The organism is Citrobacter sp. CFNIH10 (assembly GCF_002934585.1).
Classification (GTDB): Bacteria; Pseudomonadota; Gammaproteobacteria; order Enterobacterales; family Enterobacteriaceae; genus Citrobacter_A; species Citrobacter_A amalonaticus.
The window spans coordinates 695,807-709,500 of record NZ_CP026216.1 but is presented as its reverse complement, the minus strand read 5'-3'; the positions used below and the strand labels follow the sequence as shown (position 1 = coordinate 709,500).

The 13,694-nt window shown below is 53.5% G+C and carries 19 protein-coding genes; 9 read left to right on the top strand and 10 right to left on the bottom strand.

The window, feature by feature from the left end; translation table 11 throughout:
* Positions 1 to 68: 68 nt before the first annotated feature.
* From hpf to C2U53_RS06675, 8 genes are read right to left on the bottom strand one after another with little or no spacing between them, the layout of a single operon-like run.
* The gene (gene hpf / locus C2U53_RS06710; RefSeq protein ID WP_003025078.1) at positions 69 to 356 is read right to left on the bottom strand and encodes a ribosome hibernation promoting factor; all 288 of its coding nucleotides are present in this window, start codon (positions 354 to 356) and stop codon (positions 69 to 71) included.
* A gap of 22 nt (positions 357 to 378) precedes the next feature.
* Positions 379 to 1,812, bottom strand: a complete 1,434-nt coding sequence (gene rpoN, locus C2U53_RS06705) for an RNA polymerase factor sigma-54 (RefSeq protein WP_042998306.1) — start codon at positions 1,810 to 1,812, stop codon at positions 379 to 381.
* A gap of 47 nt (positions 1,813 to 1,859) precedes the next feature.
* Entirely contained in the window at positions 1,860 to 2,585 is a 726-nt protein-coding gene (gene lptB, locus C2U53_RS06700) for an LPS export ABC transporter ATP-binding protein (RefSeq protein ID WP_044263650.1), read from the bottom strand.
* 6 nt (positions 2,586 to 2,591) lie between these two features.
* The gene (gene lptA, locus C2U53_RS06695) at positions 2,592 to 3,146 is read right to left on the bottom strand and encodes a lipopolysaccharide ABC transporter substrate-binding protein LptA (protein ID WP_042325045.1); all 555 of its coding nucleotides are present in this window, start codon (positions 3,144 to 3,146) and stop codon (positions 2,592 to 2,594) included.
* Positions 3,115 to 3,690, bottom strand: a complete 576-nt coding sequence (gene lptC, locus C2U53_RS06690) for an LPS export ABC transporter periplasmic protein LptC (protein ID WP_044255950.1) — start codon at positions 3,688 to 3,690, stop codon at positions 3,115 to 3,117. The genes lptA and lptC overlap by 32 nt, the downstream gene beginning before the upstream one ends.
* Positions 3,687 to 4,253 (bottom strand): 3-deoxy-manno-octulosonate-8-phosphatase KdsC, encoded by a 567-nt coding sequence (gene kdsC / locus C2U53_RS06685; protein ID WP_042998303.1) that lies wholly within the window; start codon positions 4,251 to 4,253, stop codon positions 3,687 to 3,689. The genes lptC and kdsC overlap by 4 nt, the downstream gene beginning before the upstream one ends.
* Positions 4,254 to 4,273: 20 nt before the next feature.
* Positions 4,274 to 5,260 (bottom strand): arabinose-5-phosphate isomerase KdsD, encoded by a 987-nt coding sequence (gene kdsD / locus C2U53_RS06680; RefSeq protein ID WP_042998302.1) that lies wholly within the window; start codon positions 5,258 to 5,260, stop codon positions 4,274 to 4,276.
* A 14-nt stretch (positions 5,261 to 5,274) separates the two neighbouring features.
* On the bottom strand, positions 5,275 to 6,252 hold the full coding sequence (locus C2U53_RS06675; protein ID WP_104445745.1) for a calcium/sodium antiporter: 978 nt from the start codon (positions 6,250 to 6,252) through the stop codon (positions 5,275 to 5,277).
* 208 nt (positions 6,253 to 6,460) lie between these two features.
* On the opposite strand from C2U53_RS06675, the gene mlaF reads away from it, so the two are divergent.
* From mlaF to murA, 7 genes are all read left to right on the top strand, one after another.
* Positions 6,461 to 7,273 (top strand): phospholipid ABC transporter ATP-binding protein MlaF, encoded by an 813-nt coding sequence (gene mlaF, locus C2U53_RS06670; protein ID WP_042998300.1) that lies wholly within the window; start codon positions 6,461 to 6,463, stop codon positions 7,271 to 7,273.
* Positions 7,274 to 7,280: 7 nt separating this feature from the next.
* Positions 7,281 to 8,063 (top strand): lipid asymmetry maintenance ABC transporter permease subunit MlaE, encoded by a 783-nt coding sequence (mlaE, locus tag C2U53_RS06665; RefSeq protein ID WP_042998299.1) that lies wholly within the window; start codon positions 7,281 to 7,283, stop codon positions 8,061 to 8,063.
* 4 nt (positions 8,064 to 8,067) lie between these two features.
* Positions 8,068 to 8,625 carry an outer membrane lipid asymmetry maintenance protein MlaD gene (gene mlaD, locus C2U53_RS06660; RefSeq protein WP_043001758.1) on the top strand — a complete coding sequence of 186 codons (558 nt, stop codon included), beginning with the start codon at positions 8,068 to 8,070 and terminating at the stop codon, positions 8,623 to 8,625.
* An 18-nt stretch (positions 8,626 to 8,643) separates the two neighbouring features.
* Entirely contained in the window at positions 8,644 to 9,279 is a 636-nt protein-coding gene (mlaC, locus tag C2U53_RS06655) for a phospholipid-binding protein MlaC (RefSeq protein WP_042998298.1), read from the top strand.
* Positions 9,279 to 9,575, top strand: coding sequence for a lipid asymmetry maintenance protein MlaB (mlaB, locus tag C2U53_RS06650; RefSeq protein WP_042998297.1), 297 nt, complete (start codon positions 9,279 to 9,281; stop codon positions 9,573 to 9,575). Before mlaC ends, mlaB begins: the two co-directional genes overlap by 1 nt.
* A 123-nt stretch (positions 9,576 to 9,698) precedes the next feature.
* Entirely contained in the window at positions 9,699 to 9,953 is a 255-nt protein-coding gene (gene ibaG, locus C2U53_RS06645; protein ID WP_042325065.1) for a BolA family iron metabolism protein IbaG, read from the top strand.
* Positions 9,954 to 10,005: 52 nt separating this feature from the next.
* On the top strand, positions 10,006 to 11,265 hold the full coding sequence (murA, locus tag C2U53_RS06640; protein WP_042998296.1) for a UDP-N-acetylglucosamine 1-carboxyvinyltransferase: 1,260 nt from the start codon (positions 10,006 to 10,008) through the stop codon (positions 11,263 to 11,265).
* Between the two features lie 55 nt (positions 11,266 to 11,320).
* Here murA and sfsB read toward each other — a convergent pair whose 3' ends face one another.
* Together sfsB and ispB are read right to left on the bottom strand one after the other, a co-directional pair.
* Positions 11,321 to 11,608 (bottom strand): DNA-binding transcriptional regulator SfsB, encoded by a 288-nt coding sequence (gene sfsB, locus C2U53_RS06635; protein WP_044263641.1) that lies wholly within the window; start codon positions 11,606 to 11,608, stop codon positions 11,321 to 11,323.
* A gap of 227 nt (positions 11,609 to 11,835) precedes the next feature.
* Positions 11,836 to 12,807: an octaprenyl diphosphate synthase gene (ispB, locus tag C2U53_RS06630; RefSeq protein WP_104445744.1), complete on the bottom strand. Its 972-nt coding sequence runs from the start codon at positions 12,805 to 12,807 to the stop codon at positions 11,836 to 11,838.
* 258 nt (positions 12,808 to 13,065) lie between these two features.
* On the opposite strand from ispB, the gene rplU reads away from it, so the two are divergent.
* Positions 13,066 to 13,377: a 50S ribosomal protein L21 gene (gene rplU, locus C2U53_RS06625; protein ID WP_003025032.1), complete on the top strand. Its 312-nt coding sequence runs from the start codon at positions 13,066 to 13,068 to the stop codon at positions 13,375 to 13,377.
* A gap of 19 nt (positions 13,378 to 13,396) precedes the next feature.
* Positions 13,397 to 13,654 (top strand): 50S ribosomal protein L27, encoded by a 258-nt coding sequence (rpmA, locus tag C2U53_RS06620; RefSeq protein ID WP_003861831.1) that lies wholly within the window; start codon positions 13,397 to 13,399, stop codon positions 13,652 to 13,654.
* Positions 13,655 to 13,694: the final 40 nt, after the last annotated feature.

The following is a 13,694-nucleotide window of genomic DNA, read 5'->3' as shown; positions in this document are numbered from 1 at the left end:
GCTAACTGTACAAATGGCCTGTTGTTCTGCACAACAGGCCGTCCTGCACCCGCTAACTGCCCGAACAATTAGTGTTGTTTCAATTTATCTTTGTGTTTGGTGAGCTGTCTTGCCAGCTTGTCAATCAGGCCATCAATGGCCGCATACATATCCTGACCTTCCGCGCTGGCGTGAATTTCGCCACCGTTTACATGCAGTGTTGCATCCGAGATGTGGGTAACCTTTTCCACTTTCAACACAATATAGACCTGATTGATCCTGTCAAAATACTGTTCGAGTTTGGCGAACTTGGTATTCACAAAGTCACGCAGGGCTTCTGTGATCTCGACGTTGTTTCCAGTGATGTTGAGCTGCATAGTGTCTTCCTTATCGGTTGGGTCAAACCAGTTGTTTGCGCTGGTTTGACGGCGGAATGGATAAAGACTCTCGGTACTTCGCAACGGTGCGGCGCGCCACCATGATGCCTTGTTCCGACAGCATCGATGTTAGCTTGCTGTCGCTCAAAGGCTTCGCGGGGTTTTCCGCCGCAATCAACTTCTTCACCAGTGCGCGGATCGCCGTGGAGGACGCTTCGCCACCCCCCTCGGTATTCACATGGCTGGAGAAAAAATACTTCAGTTCAAAAATGCCGCGTGGACTGTGCAGATACTTCTGCGTCGTCACACGAGAAATGGTCGATTCGTGCATCTCGACGGCCTGGGCGATGTCAGCCAGCACCATCGGTTTCATAAATTCTTCGCCTTGCTCAAAGAAGGCTTGCTGCTGCTCAACGATGCAACGGCTGACGCGCAGCAGGGTATCATTGCGGCTTTCCAGACTCTTAATCAACCACTTCGCATCCTGCAAATTACTGCGGATGTACTGGCTGTCGGCGTCATTACGCCCACCGTTGCACATGGCGGCGTAGTGCTGATTGATCTGCAAGCGGGGAATGCTGTCACCGTTGAGCTCAACCGTCCAGTGACCGTTATGCTTGCGTACCAGCACATCCGGGATCACGTATTCCGGTTCGCCGGTCTGGATCGACTGTCCGGGTCGGGGATCGAGTGACTGAATCAGATTGACCGCCTCTTTGAGCACCTCTTCTTTGAGACGTGTGACGCGCATCAGAGTACGGAAGTCGTGGTTCGCCAGCAGATCGAGATGATCGCTGATGATCAACCGGGCTTCTTCAAGGAAGGGGGTCGCTTTGTCGAATTGCGAGAGCTGGATCAGTAAGCAATCGCGCAGATCTTTTGCCGCCACGCCTACGGGATCAAACCGCTGAATACGTTTGAGTACGGCTTCGACTTCATCAAGGCCGACCTCATCATTGCCCATGCTGTCGAGGATGTCGTCCAGCGAAACGGTGAGATAACCGGTATCGTCAACGGCATCTACAATCGACGTGGCGATTGCGCGGTCGGTATCGGAGAACGGGGTGAGTTCCACCTGCCACATCAGGTAATCCTGTAGGGTCTGCGTGGTTTCACCCTGGTAAACGGGGAGCTCATCGTCAATGTAGTCGCCGCTGGTGCCCGACGGCGTACCGGCGGTGTAGATTTCATCCCAGCTGGCGTCAAGCGGCAACTCTTCCGGCATCTCTTTTTGTTCGAGAGCGTCGGCGGTATCCAGCGTTTCGCTGTCCTGAGTTTCGCGGGTATCAACTTCGTCGTGAAGATCGGTTTGTTCCAGCAACGGATTGCTTTCCAGCGCTTGCTGGAGTTCCTGCTGCAGTTCCAGCGTGGACAACTGCAACAGACGAATCGCCTGTTGTAGCTGCGGCGTCATCGCCAGTTGTTGGCTCAGCCTGAGTTGCAAACCTTGCTTCATGTTCAGAGTCGTTTTCTCCCGCTATGACGTCGCAAACTTCTACCCTATCAGAGTCTGAAGTCTTCCCCAAGGTATACGCGCTTCACGTGTTCGTCCTGCAGGATTTCTGTCGGCGTGCCGTGCGCGATCAGGTGTCCCTGGCTCACGATATAGGCGCGTTCACACACGGCCAGCGTTTCGCGGACGTTATGGTCGGTAATCAACACGCCGAGACCGCTGTCACGCAGATGCTCAATAATGCGTTTGATATCGATAACGGAGATGGGGTCAACGCCGGCAAAGGGTTCATCCAGCAGGATAAATTTCGGGTTGGCGGCGAGGGCACGGGCGATTTCCACACGGCGACGTTCCCCGCCGGAGAGTGACTGACCCATGTTGTCGCGCAGATGCTCAATGTGGAACTCTTCCATCAGCTCGTTAGCGCGGTCTTCACGCTGTTCGCTGGTGAGATCGTCACGAATTTGTAGTACGGCCATCAGGTTATCGTACACGCTCAGGCGGCGAAAAATCGACGCTTCCTGCGGCAGATAGCCAATTCCGCGGCGCGCGCGGGCGTGCAACGGCAGCAGACTGATGTCTTCATCATCAATAATGATGTTACCGGCATCGCGCGGCACAATGCCGACGACCATGTAGAAGGTGGTGGTTTTACCCGCACCGTTCGGCCCAAGCAGACCGACAATCTCGCCCGAGTTGACGGTCAGGCTGACATCTTCCACGACGCGGCGGCCCTTGTAGGCCTTCGCCAGATTCTTTGCAGTTAATGTTGCCATAACGAATTAGTTACTCTTTTTCTGAGCCGGAGCCTGGTTTTTGTTTTTGTCCTGCAACTGCGACGGAACCAGAACGGTGGTCACACGCTTGCCTTTCTCACTGAAGGCCTGCATTTTCTGCTCTTTCACCAGATAGGTAATTTTGTCACCGGTGATGTTGCTGTCGAGCTGTTCCAGATACGCATTGCCGGTGAGCACGACAAAATCTTTCGCCAGTTCATAATGCATTTTCGACGCATGGCCTTTTACCGGCTTACCGTTGTCCTGCATTTGATAGAACGTGGCCGGGTTGCCGAAGCCATCAATGACCTCTTTACCCTCTTCACCGCCAGGGCGGGTAACGACCACTTTATCGGCGTTAATTTTGATAGTGCCCTGGGTCACAATGACATTACCGGTGAAGGTCACGACGTTGCCCTGCATATCCAGAGACTGCTGGTCCGATTCGATGTGGATCGGCTGTTCGGTATCGCCCGTGACGGCGAACGCCGGAATGCTGGCGGCCAGAAGTGAGCTGGCAAGCACAAGATTAAGGCTGAGTTTGTTTGTTTTGAATTTCATAGGAGGTTCTAACCTTTTCAATCAGCTCGGCGTTCTTGTTGCGTAAGTTGCCGCGCATTTTCAGTCCGCTGGAGTTAAATGTTGTTCCGTATAACGTGACGAGGTCTTCAGAGGTAACATCCTGCGTCACCAGATTGATCTGCGCGTTATCGGTGGTAATTCTGCGAAGTTGAGCGTCAGGCACCAGCGCGTTGACTTCAACGTGACCATAAAGATACAGCATTCGATCCTCGGTTAGCTTGGCTTTATCAGCCTTGATTGACCACGTCGGGATCTTGTCCTTATCAAACGTCGTTAATACGGGTTGTGTGAACCACGAAACGGCCTGATCGGAATAATATTCAACATGTTGGGCGATCAAACGATAGCTCAGCGCACCTTCCGGACTGTAGACAACGGTATCCGTATGCTCGCTCTTATAGGTCGGATCGCTCGTATTCACCACCACCTGCGCCGTGTCGTCTTTATCGGCCAGGTTAATCCCAATCAGCACCAGCACGGCCAATGACAGTAGAATGATAACCCAACGTCTGGCTTTACTCATATCGATTGCCCTTTGGCCTCATCAAGCTTACCCTGCGCCAGTAATAATAAATCACAGACTTCTCGTACCGCGCCGCGTCCGCCCGCGATTTTCGTGACATAATCCGCGCGCGGAAGCAGTAACGGATGCGCATCCGCAACGGCAATGCTCAGGCCAATTTTTTCCATCACCGGCCAGTCAATCAGATCGTCACCGACGTAGGCCACATTTTCCGGCGCAATCGCCAGTTTTGCCAACAGATCGTGAAAGGCGACCAGCTTGTCCGACTGCCCCTGATACAGGTGCGTGATCCCCAGTGTGGCACACCGATCTTCTACTAGTTTAGCCTTTCGTCCGGTAATGATGGCGACGTCGATATCAGACGTCAGCGCACAACGGATCCCGTAACCGTCACGGACGTTGAAAGCCTTCAGCTCTTCACCGTTGTTGCCCATATAAATCAGGCCATCCGACAGCACGCCATCGACATCAAGAATCAGCAGACGGATATTCTCTGCTTTGGCGATGACGTCTGCGCTGACGGGTCCATAACAGGTCGCAAGCGACGCACCTGCTTTGCTCATTTCATTTTATCCTTGAATTTCTACACAACGCCTGCACGCAGGAGATCATGCATATGTAACACACCGAGTAACTGGTCGCCATCGGCAACCATTACGGAGGTGATATGACGAGACTGCATTAAGTTCAGGGCATCGACCGCCAGTATTCCTGGACGCACGCGAATGCCCCCTGGCGTCATCACGTCGGCGATACCGAGCTGGCGCACATCAACGCCCATATCAAAGACGCGACGTAAATCACCGTCGGTGAAGATACCGTCGATCTTCATCGCATCATCGCAAATCACGGTCATCCCGAGGTTCTTGCGGGTTATCTCCAGCAGCGCATCGCGCAGGCTGGCTTCTTTGGTGACATGCGGGATTTCATCACCCGTATGCATAATATCGTTCACGCGCAACAGCAGTTTACGCCCTAGCGCACCGCCCGGATGCGACAGAGCAAAATCCTCAGCGGTAAAGCCGCGCGCCTTTAATAACGCCACCGCCAGCGCATCGCCCATCACTAATGTAGCGGTGGTGCTGCTTGTCGGGGCCAGTCCAAGCGGACAGGCTTCTTGCGGTACTTTAACACACAGATGGACATCCGCAGCACGCGCCATGCTGCTTTCTGGTCGCCCGGTGATGCAGATAAGCTGAACCTGCAGTCGCTTAAGAACTGGAATCAGGGCCGCGATCTCGCTGGATTCCCCGGAGTTGGAGATGGCAATCACTACATCCTGCGAGGTCACCATTCCCAGATCGCCGTGGGCGGCTTCGCCCGGATGAACGAAGAAGGAAGAGGTTCCGGTGCTGGCAAAGGTCGCGGCCATTTTGCGGCCAATATGCCCCGATTTCCCCATGCCCATCACCACCACTTTGCCGGTGCAGTTGAACATTTTCTCACAGGCGAGAGTGAAATCCTGGTTGATGTACTGATCGAGCTCCGCCAGGCCTTCACGTTCAATCGCCAGAACTTCTTTGCCGGCTTGCTGAAAGTCAAAACCCGGTTGTAACGCTAAGTGCGACATATGTCTGTTTCCAGTTATCCAACGAGAAGTGGCGATAGCCAATACAGCATCGCCAGCCATACGATAAAACCGCCGGTCAGCAGCACACCCGCGCCGCGACCGGACTGGCGGGGACGCCGCCAGCAAAGTAATGCAAAGACGATGCTCACCAGCAGCATCACGCTGTAGTCACGGCTGAACGCCAGCGGATTGACGTCACCCGGCGTAATCAGAGCAGGAAGGCCGAGAACAATGGTGAGGTTAAAAATGTTCGCGCCGATGATATTGCCCACCGCGATATCGTTCTCACCTTTGCGCACGCCCGCGATAGCGGTTGCCAGTTCAGGCAGGCTGGTGCCAATTGCGATCACCGTCAGGCCAATCGTCAGTTCGCTCATCGCGAAGAAATTGGCAATCACAGTGGCGTTATCCACCACCATTCGGGTCGCCATCGGCATGATAATCAGCGCAATGCCCAGCCATAAAAACGCCACCGGTAATCCGCCTTCACGCGGCAACTCGGCAACCTGTTCGCGGGTGAGGCTGTCATTGCCCTGACGCTCAGCGAGACGGGCGATTTTAACAATGAACAGCAGCCATAACACGGCTAACAGTAAAAGAAAGATACCATCGCTGCGGCTGAGTTGTCCGTCATACAGTACGGATCCGGCCACCACGCTAACCAGCAACATTAGCGGTAATTCGCGACGCAGAACATCGGAATGCACGGTAAAAGGGTGGATCAGCGCGGCAAGCCCGAGGATCAACAAAATGTTAGTAATGTTAGAGCCGAGCGCGGTGCCGACGGCTAAATCTAACTGCCCGTGCAGAGAGGCGGCGACAGAAACAATAATTTCAGGCAGAGATGTGCCTATACTGACTACCGTCATACCGATAATCAGCGGCGGGATCCCAAAGGTTCGACATAAGATTGACGCGGCAAAAACCAGGCGGTCGGCGCCGTAGACGACCAATAATAAACCAATAATTAACAGCGCCGTTGCTAAAAGCATCTAAAGTCCTTTCTTCAGGTATACTCGCCGGTCCACCGGGATCGTCTGGAAACCGTAACGAAGTCTTAATTTTGACTTTATGCAGCTAAAAAGTAAAACAAATGCCAGCTTTAGCTAACCAGCACGGGTAATATTCTGTAAATATGTTGGGTTCATGGCTGAATTCCACGCCATGCTGAGATCAACAAGCAACACGAAGGATGAATCAATGGGGCAGTCTGTGGCGAATTTAGTCGATATGCGCGATGTCAGCTTTACGCGCGGCGACCGCTGCATTTTCGATAACATCTCTCTGACCGTACCGCGTGGCAAGGTAACCGCGATCATGGGGCCATCGGGCATCGGTAAAACGACGCTCTTGCGTCTGATCGGCGGACAAATTGTGCCAGACAAGGGGGAGATCTTGTTTGATGGCGAGAACATTCCTGAGATGTCTCGCTCGCGCCTCTACACGGTACGCAAACGGATGAGTATGCTGTTTCAGTCCGGGGCGCTGTTCACCGACATGAACGTGTTTGATAACGTGGCCTATCCGCTACGCGAACATACCACGCTTCCCCCGCCGTTACTGAAGAGCACGGTGATGATGAAACTGGAAGCTGTCGGTCTGCGCGGCGCGGCAAAACTGATGCCCTCTGAACTGTCCGGTGGGATGGCGCGCCGGGCGGCGTTAGCACGCGCCATTGCGCTGGAGCCGGATCTCATCATGTTTGATGAACCGTTTGTCGGACAGGATCCGATCACCATGGGCGTGCTGGTCAAACTGATTTCTGAATTAAACAATGCGCTGGGCGTGACCTGCGTCGTGGTCTCTCACGATGTGCCGGAAGTCCTGAGCATTGCCGATCACGCCTATATTATGGCGGACAAAAAGATTGTGGCCCACGGCAGCGCGCAGGCGTTGCAAGAGAATGACGACCCGCGTGTGCGTCAGTTCCTGGATGGCATTGCAGACGGGCCGGTCCCGTTCCGCTATCCTGCGGGCGATTATCACTCTGATTTACTCGGAACAGGGAGTTAAGCCACTCATGCTGTTAAATGCACTGGCGACGCTGGGACACAAGGGGATTAAAACTCTCAGAACGTTCGGGCGCGCCGGGTTAATGTTGTTCAATGCGCTGGTCGGCAAACCGGAATTTCGTAAGCACGCGCCGTTGCTGGTGCGCCAGCTTTATAATGTGGGCGTCCTGTCGATGCTGATCATTATTGTTTCTGGCGTGTTTATCGGCATGGTGCTGGGGCTGCAGGGCTATCTGGTACTTACCACCTATAGCGCGGAAACCAGTCTGGGGATGTTAGTGGCACTGTCGCTGCTGCGTGAACTCGGTCCGGTTGTCGCCGCGTTGTTATTTGCGGGGCGTGCGGGCTCTGCACTCACCGCTGAAATTGGCCTGATGCGCGCGACCGAGCAGCTTTCCAGTATGGAAATGATGGCTGTCGATCCCCTGCGCCGGGTGATCTCTCCGCGATTCTGGGCGGGCGTGATTTCGCTGCCGATGTTGACGATTTTGTTTGTGGCCGTCGGGATCTGGGGCGGTTCTCTGGTCGGCGTAAGCTGGAAGGGGATTGATGCTGGCTTCTTCTGGTCTGCGATGCAGAGTGCCGTCGACTGGCGTCTGGATCTGGTCAACTGTTTGATTAAAAGCGTGGTGTTCGCCATTACGGTAACCTGGATTGCATTATTCAATGGGTATGATGCGATTCCGACCTCGGCGGGAATCAGCCGGGCAACCACACGCACCGTTGTGCACTCGTCGCTGGCCGTTCTGGGTCTGGACTTTGTACTGACCGCATTGATGTTTGGGAATTGAGTTCATGCAAACGAAAAAAAATGAAATTTGGGTGGGGATCTTCTTATTAGCCGCATTGCTGGCCGCACTGTTTATCTGCCTGAAGGCGGCTAATGTGACCTCTATGCGCACAGAACCGACCTACACGATTTACGCGACATTCGATAATATCGGCGGCCTGAAAGTGCGCTCGCCGGTGCGTATCGGTGGTGTGGTGGTGGGGCGCGTGGCGGATATCTCTCTGGATCCGAAGACCTATTTACCGCGCGTGACGCTGGACATCGAAGAGCGCTATAACCACATCCCTGATACCAGTTCGCTGAGCATCCGGACGTCCGGTCTGCTGGGGGAACAGTATCTGGCGCTGAACGTCGGTTTTGAAGATCCTGAGCTGGGAACGTCTATCCTCAAAGATGGCGGCACAATCCAGGACACCAAATCCGCGATGGTGCTGGAAGATATGATTGGTCAGTTCCTTTACAACAGCAACAGTAAAGGCGATGACAATAAGAATTCTGGCGATGCGTCGGCGCCGACCGAAGGCCATAATGAAGCCACTGGGCCTGCGGGCACAACGAATTAATCTCAGGAGAATCGAATTATGCTTAAGCGTTTAATGATGGTGGCTCTGCTGGTGATTGCACCGCTGAGCACCGCCATTGCAGCCGATCAGACCAACCCTTACAAGTTGATGAATGAAGCGGCGCAGAAAACCTTCGACCGCCTGAAAAACGAACAGCCGAAAATCCGTTCTAATCCGGACTATCTGCGTGACGTGGTTGACCAGGAACTGCTGCCGTATGTGCAGGTGAAATATGCTGGCGCGCTGGTGTTGGGGCGTTACTACAAAGAAGCCACTCCGGCTCAGCGTGAAGCCTACTTCGCCGCGTTTCGTGAATACCTGAAACAGGCCTACGGCCAGGCGCTGGCGATGTATCACGGTCAGACGTATCAGATTGCTCCGGAACAACCGTTGGGTGATGCGAGCATCGTTCCGATCCGTGTAACCATCCTCGATCCCAACGGCCGTCCTCCGGTGCGTCTGGACTTCCAGTGGCGTAAAAACACTCAGACGGGTCACTGGCAGGCCTATGACATGATCGCCGAAGGCGTCAGCATGATCACTACCAAACAGAACGAGTGGAGCGATCTGCTGCGTACTAAAGGGATCGATGGACTGACGGCGCAACTGAAATCTATCGCGCAGCAAAAAATCACGCTGGAAGAGAAGAAGTAATGACTCAGTCACTCAACTGGACGCGTGACGGTGACAAGCTGGCGCTGGTGGGAGAACTGGACCAGGATGTGCTTAATCCTTTGTGGGATGCGCGCATTGAAGCAATGACCGGTGTCACCTGCATCGACCTCAGTCAGGTTTCCCGAGTGGATACGGGGGGACTGGCGCTGCTGGTCCATCTCATCAGTCTGGCGAAACAGCAGGGCAACAACGTGTCGTTGTCGGGGGTGAATGACAAAGTCTTTACCCTGGCGGAACTCTATAATCTGCCTGCTGACGTGCTTCCGCGTCAGTAATATCAGTACGTTATTATCTACAGCCTCGCTGGATTGACCCGCGAGGCTTTTTGCTTATTTATGACAGCGCAACTTTGCTCTAAGATGTTGGGCTGTATTCACAATCTGACGAATGAAGAGCCCATGGAAAATAATGAAATTCAGAGCGTGCTGATGAACGCACTCTCCCTCCAGGAAGTCCACGTCTCTGGCGATGGCAGTCACTTTCAGGTTATTGCCGTGGGTGAGATGTTTGACGGCATGAGCCGGGTGAAGAAGCAGCAGTCGGTCTATGCGCCGCTGATGGAGTACATTGCGGACAATCGCATTCATGCCCTGTCGATCAAAGCGTATACCCCCGCAGAATGGGCGCGCGATCGCAAACTTAACGGTTTTTGAGTTACGGGTGTCACACCGGTAACGACGATGAATTTTAACTGAGAACAACATCATGGATAAATTTCGTGTACAAGGGCCAACCCGGCTCGAGGGCGAAGTCACAATTTCTGGCGCGAAAAACGCCGCTCTGCCGATCCTTTTTGCGGCGTTGCTGGCGGAAGAGCCGGTAGAGATCCAGAACGTCCCGAAACTGAAGGACGTTGATACCTCGATGAAACTGCTAAGTCAGCTTGGCGCCAAAGTGGAACGCAATGGCTCCGTGCACATCGATGCCCGCGACGTTAATGTTTTCTGCGCACCGTATGACCTGGTAAAAACCATGCGCGCATCAATTTGGGCGCTGGGACCGTTGGTGGCCCGTTTTGGTCAGGGCCAGGTTTCTCTGCCTGGCGGTTGCACGATCGGCGCACGTCCGGTTGACCTGCATATCACCGGTCTGGAGCAACTGGGCGCCACGATCACGCTGGAAGAAGGCTATGTGAAAGCCTCCGTGGATGGCCGTCTAAAAGGCGCGCATATCGTCATGGATAAAGTCAGCGTTGGCGCAACGGTCACCATCATGTGTGCCGCCACGCTGGCGGAAGGCACCACCATCATTGAAAACGCCGCACGTGAACCAGAAATTGTCGACACGGCCAACTTCCTGATTGCGCTGGGAGCGAAAATTTCCGGCCAGGGTACCGATCGTATCACCATCGAAGGCGTAGAACGTCTGGGCGGTGGTGTCTATCGCGTATTGCCGGACCGTATCGAAACCGGGACTTTCCTGGTCGCAGCGGCAATTTCTCGCGGCAAAATCCTCTGTCGTAACGCGCAGCCGGATACGCTGGACGCGGTACTGGCGAAACTGCGCGATGCCGGCGCGGATATCGACGTGGGTGAAGACTGGATTAGCCTCGACATGCACGGTAAACGTCCGAAAGCTGTCAACGTGCGCACTGCACCGCACCCGGCATTCCCGACGGACATGCAGGCCCAGTTCACGCTGCTGAACCTGGTAGCGGAAGGGACCGGATTCATCACGGAAACCGTGTTTGAAAACCGCTTTATGCACGTGCCTGAGCTGAGCCGTATGGGCGCTCATGCAGAAATCGAAAGCAATACCGTGATTTGTCACGGTGTGGATAAGCTCTCCGGTGCGCAGGTGATGGCGACGGATCTGCGTGCGTCGGCTAGTCTGGTGCTTGCGGGATGTATTGCAGAAGGGACGACGGTCGTGGATCGTATTTATCATATCGATCGCGGATACGAACGTATCGAAGATAAACTGCGCGCCCTGGGTGCCAATATCGAGCGCGTGAAAGCCGAATAAGCGTCAATGAAATCAGTAGCCCCGTTGCCAATGGCTGGGGCTACTGCTTTGTGCCTTACTCTACATCCTGCTTGTCACGACGTGTCGCCCGCATCATGCGCGTTCTGTCGATAAACGCATGAGTTTTTGCGTCATGGTATCGTGAAGGCCAGATCACCCAGGGATCCGTTCCGAGCGCTTTCGCAATGATCAGCTCGCCTTTCGGCCATGGTCGGGTTAAGGCGTTTGCCAGCGTGGAGGAACTTAATCCGTTTCTGCGTGACTCGGCAGCCATTGATGTCCCTCTTTTACGTAATCCAGCAATGATATCTGCCGGATGCCAGTCAATGAGTTTGCTCTCCATTTATCCCCTCGTTTATGGTCATTCATCGTTGATTTGCACCATCAATTTGCAGAAGACACTATACTCCCAGAGAATTGTTGTTCTAATATGTTCAAGTAAAGAGTTTGAATATTCAGAATTTATTAAGAGTTATTGCTTTGCTTGCAGCGGAATAGGGATATTCGGTGGGTTTTATTAGATCTTTTATGAATCATCCCGCGCAGAGTGGCGGGATGATTCCATCGTTATTAGCGATCGCGCTGGACGGCGATATGCGCCAGGCCGATCAACGCTTCGCGCCATTGGGAATCCGGCAGCACCTGCAGCGCGGCGATGGCTTTGTCAGCCTCTTCTTCCGCACGCTGACGTGTCCATTCCAGTGAGCCGCAGGCGTTCATCGCTTCCAGCACGGGCTCCAGAAGATGTCGGCCATTGCCTTGCTCGATCGCATGGCGAATCATTTGTGCCTGCTCTGGCGTACCGTTACGCATCGCATGCAGCAGCGGTAACGTCGGTTTGCCTTCGTTCAGGTCATCACCGACATTTTTACCGAGCTGTTCGCCGTCGGCGTTATAGTCCAGCAGATCGTCAATCAACTGGAATGCAGTGCCCAGATAGCGACCATAGTCCTGCAGTCCTTTTTCCTCGGCGTCACTACAGCCCGCGAGGAGACCGGAACACTGCGCCGCCGCTTCAAACAGACGCGCTGTTTTACTGTAGATCACCCGCATATAGCTGTCTTCCGTAATATCCGGGTCGTTAACGTTCATTAACTGCAGGACTTCACCTTCAGCAATGACGTTTACGGCTTCAGACATCACCTCCAGCACTTTCAGCGAGCCGAGGCTGGTCATCATCTGGAAAGCTCGGGTATAGATAAAATCGCCAACCAGCACGCTGGCGGCATTACCAAACGCGGCGTTCGCAGTGGCTTTACCCCGGCGCATATCGGATTCATCCACCACATCGTCATGAAGCAGGGTGGCGGTGTGGATAAATTCGATCAATGCCGCGATCGTGACATGGGCATTTCCCTGATAGCCAACGGCGCGCGCCGCGAGGACGGCAATCATCGGGCGAATGCGTTTACCGCCACCGCTCACAATGTAATAGCCTAACTGATTGATCAGTTGGACGTCGGAATTAAGCTGTTCAAGGATTGTCGCATTGACACCCGCCATATCTTGCGCGGTTAACTCGTTGATTTTTTCTAAATTCATCGCAAAAGCCGGGCTTTTCGCCCCGTTTACCTCATCATGCGGCAAGGTAACTTAGGGTTTAGGGTTAGAAATATATGCTGATTGTACTGAAAAAACGCCGCAGATAAACGTTACCGTACACGTTGTGTTTTTTTTCTTCATGTATTGACTGTAGCACTTGTCAAAGGCTCACGTTTTGCGTAATATTCGCGCCCTATTGTGAATATTTATAGCGCACTCTGAATCATTGAAAAGGTGTGCGCGGAAGCGGAGTTTTTTATGTACGCGGTTTTCCAAAGTGGTGGTAAACAACACCGAGTAAGCGAAGGTCAGACCGTTCGCCTGGAAAAGCTGGACATCGCAACTGGCGAATCTGTTGAATTCGCTGAAGTTCTGATGATCGCAAACGGTGAAGAAGTCAAAATCGGCGTTCCTTTCGTTGATGGCGGCGTTATCAAAGCTGAAGTTGTTGCTCACGGTCGTGGCGAGAAAGTTAAAATCGTTAAGTTTCGTCGTCGTAAACACTATCGTAAGCAGCAGGGCCATCGTCAGTGGTTCACTGATGTGAAAATTACTGGCATCAGCGCCTAAGACCTGAGGAGAGATTTAAATGGCACATAAAAAGGCTGGCGGCTCAACTCGTAACGGTCGCGATTCAGAAGCTAAACGCCTGGGCGTTAAGCGTTTCGGTGGCGAATCCGTTCTGGCGGGTAGCATCATCGTTCGTCAACGTGGTACCAAGTTCCACGCTGGCACTAACGTAGGTTGCGGTCGTGACCACACTCTGTTTGCTAAAGCAGACGGTAAAGTGAAATTTGAAGTTAAAGGCCCGAACAACCGTAAATACATCAGCATCGTTGCTGAGTAAGTTTTTCGTGGTCCGGTAACGGATAAAAGCCCCGCACCCT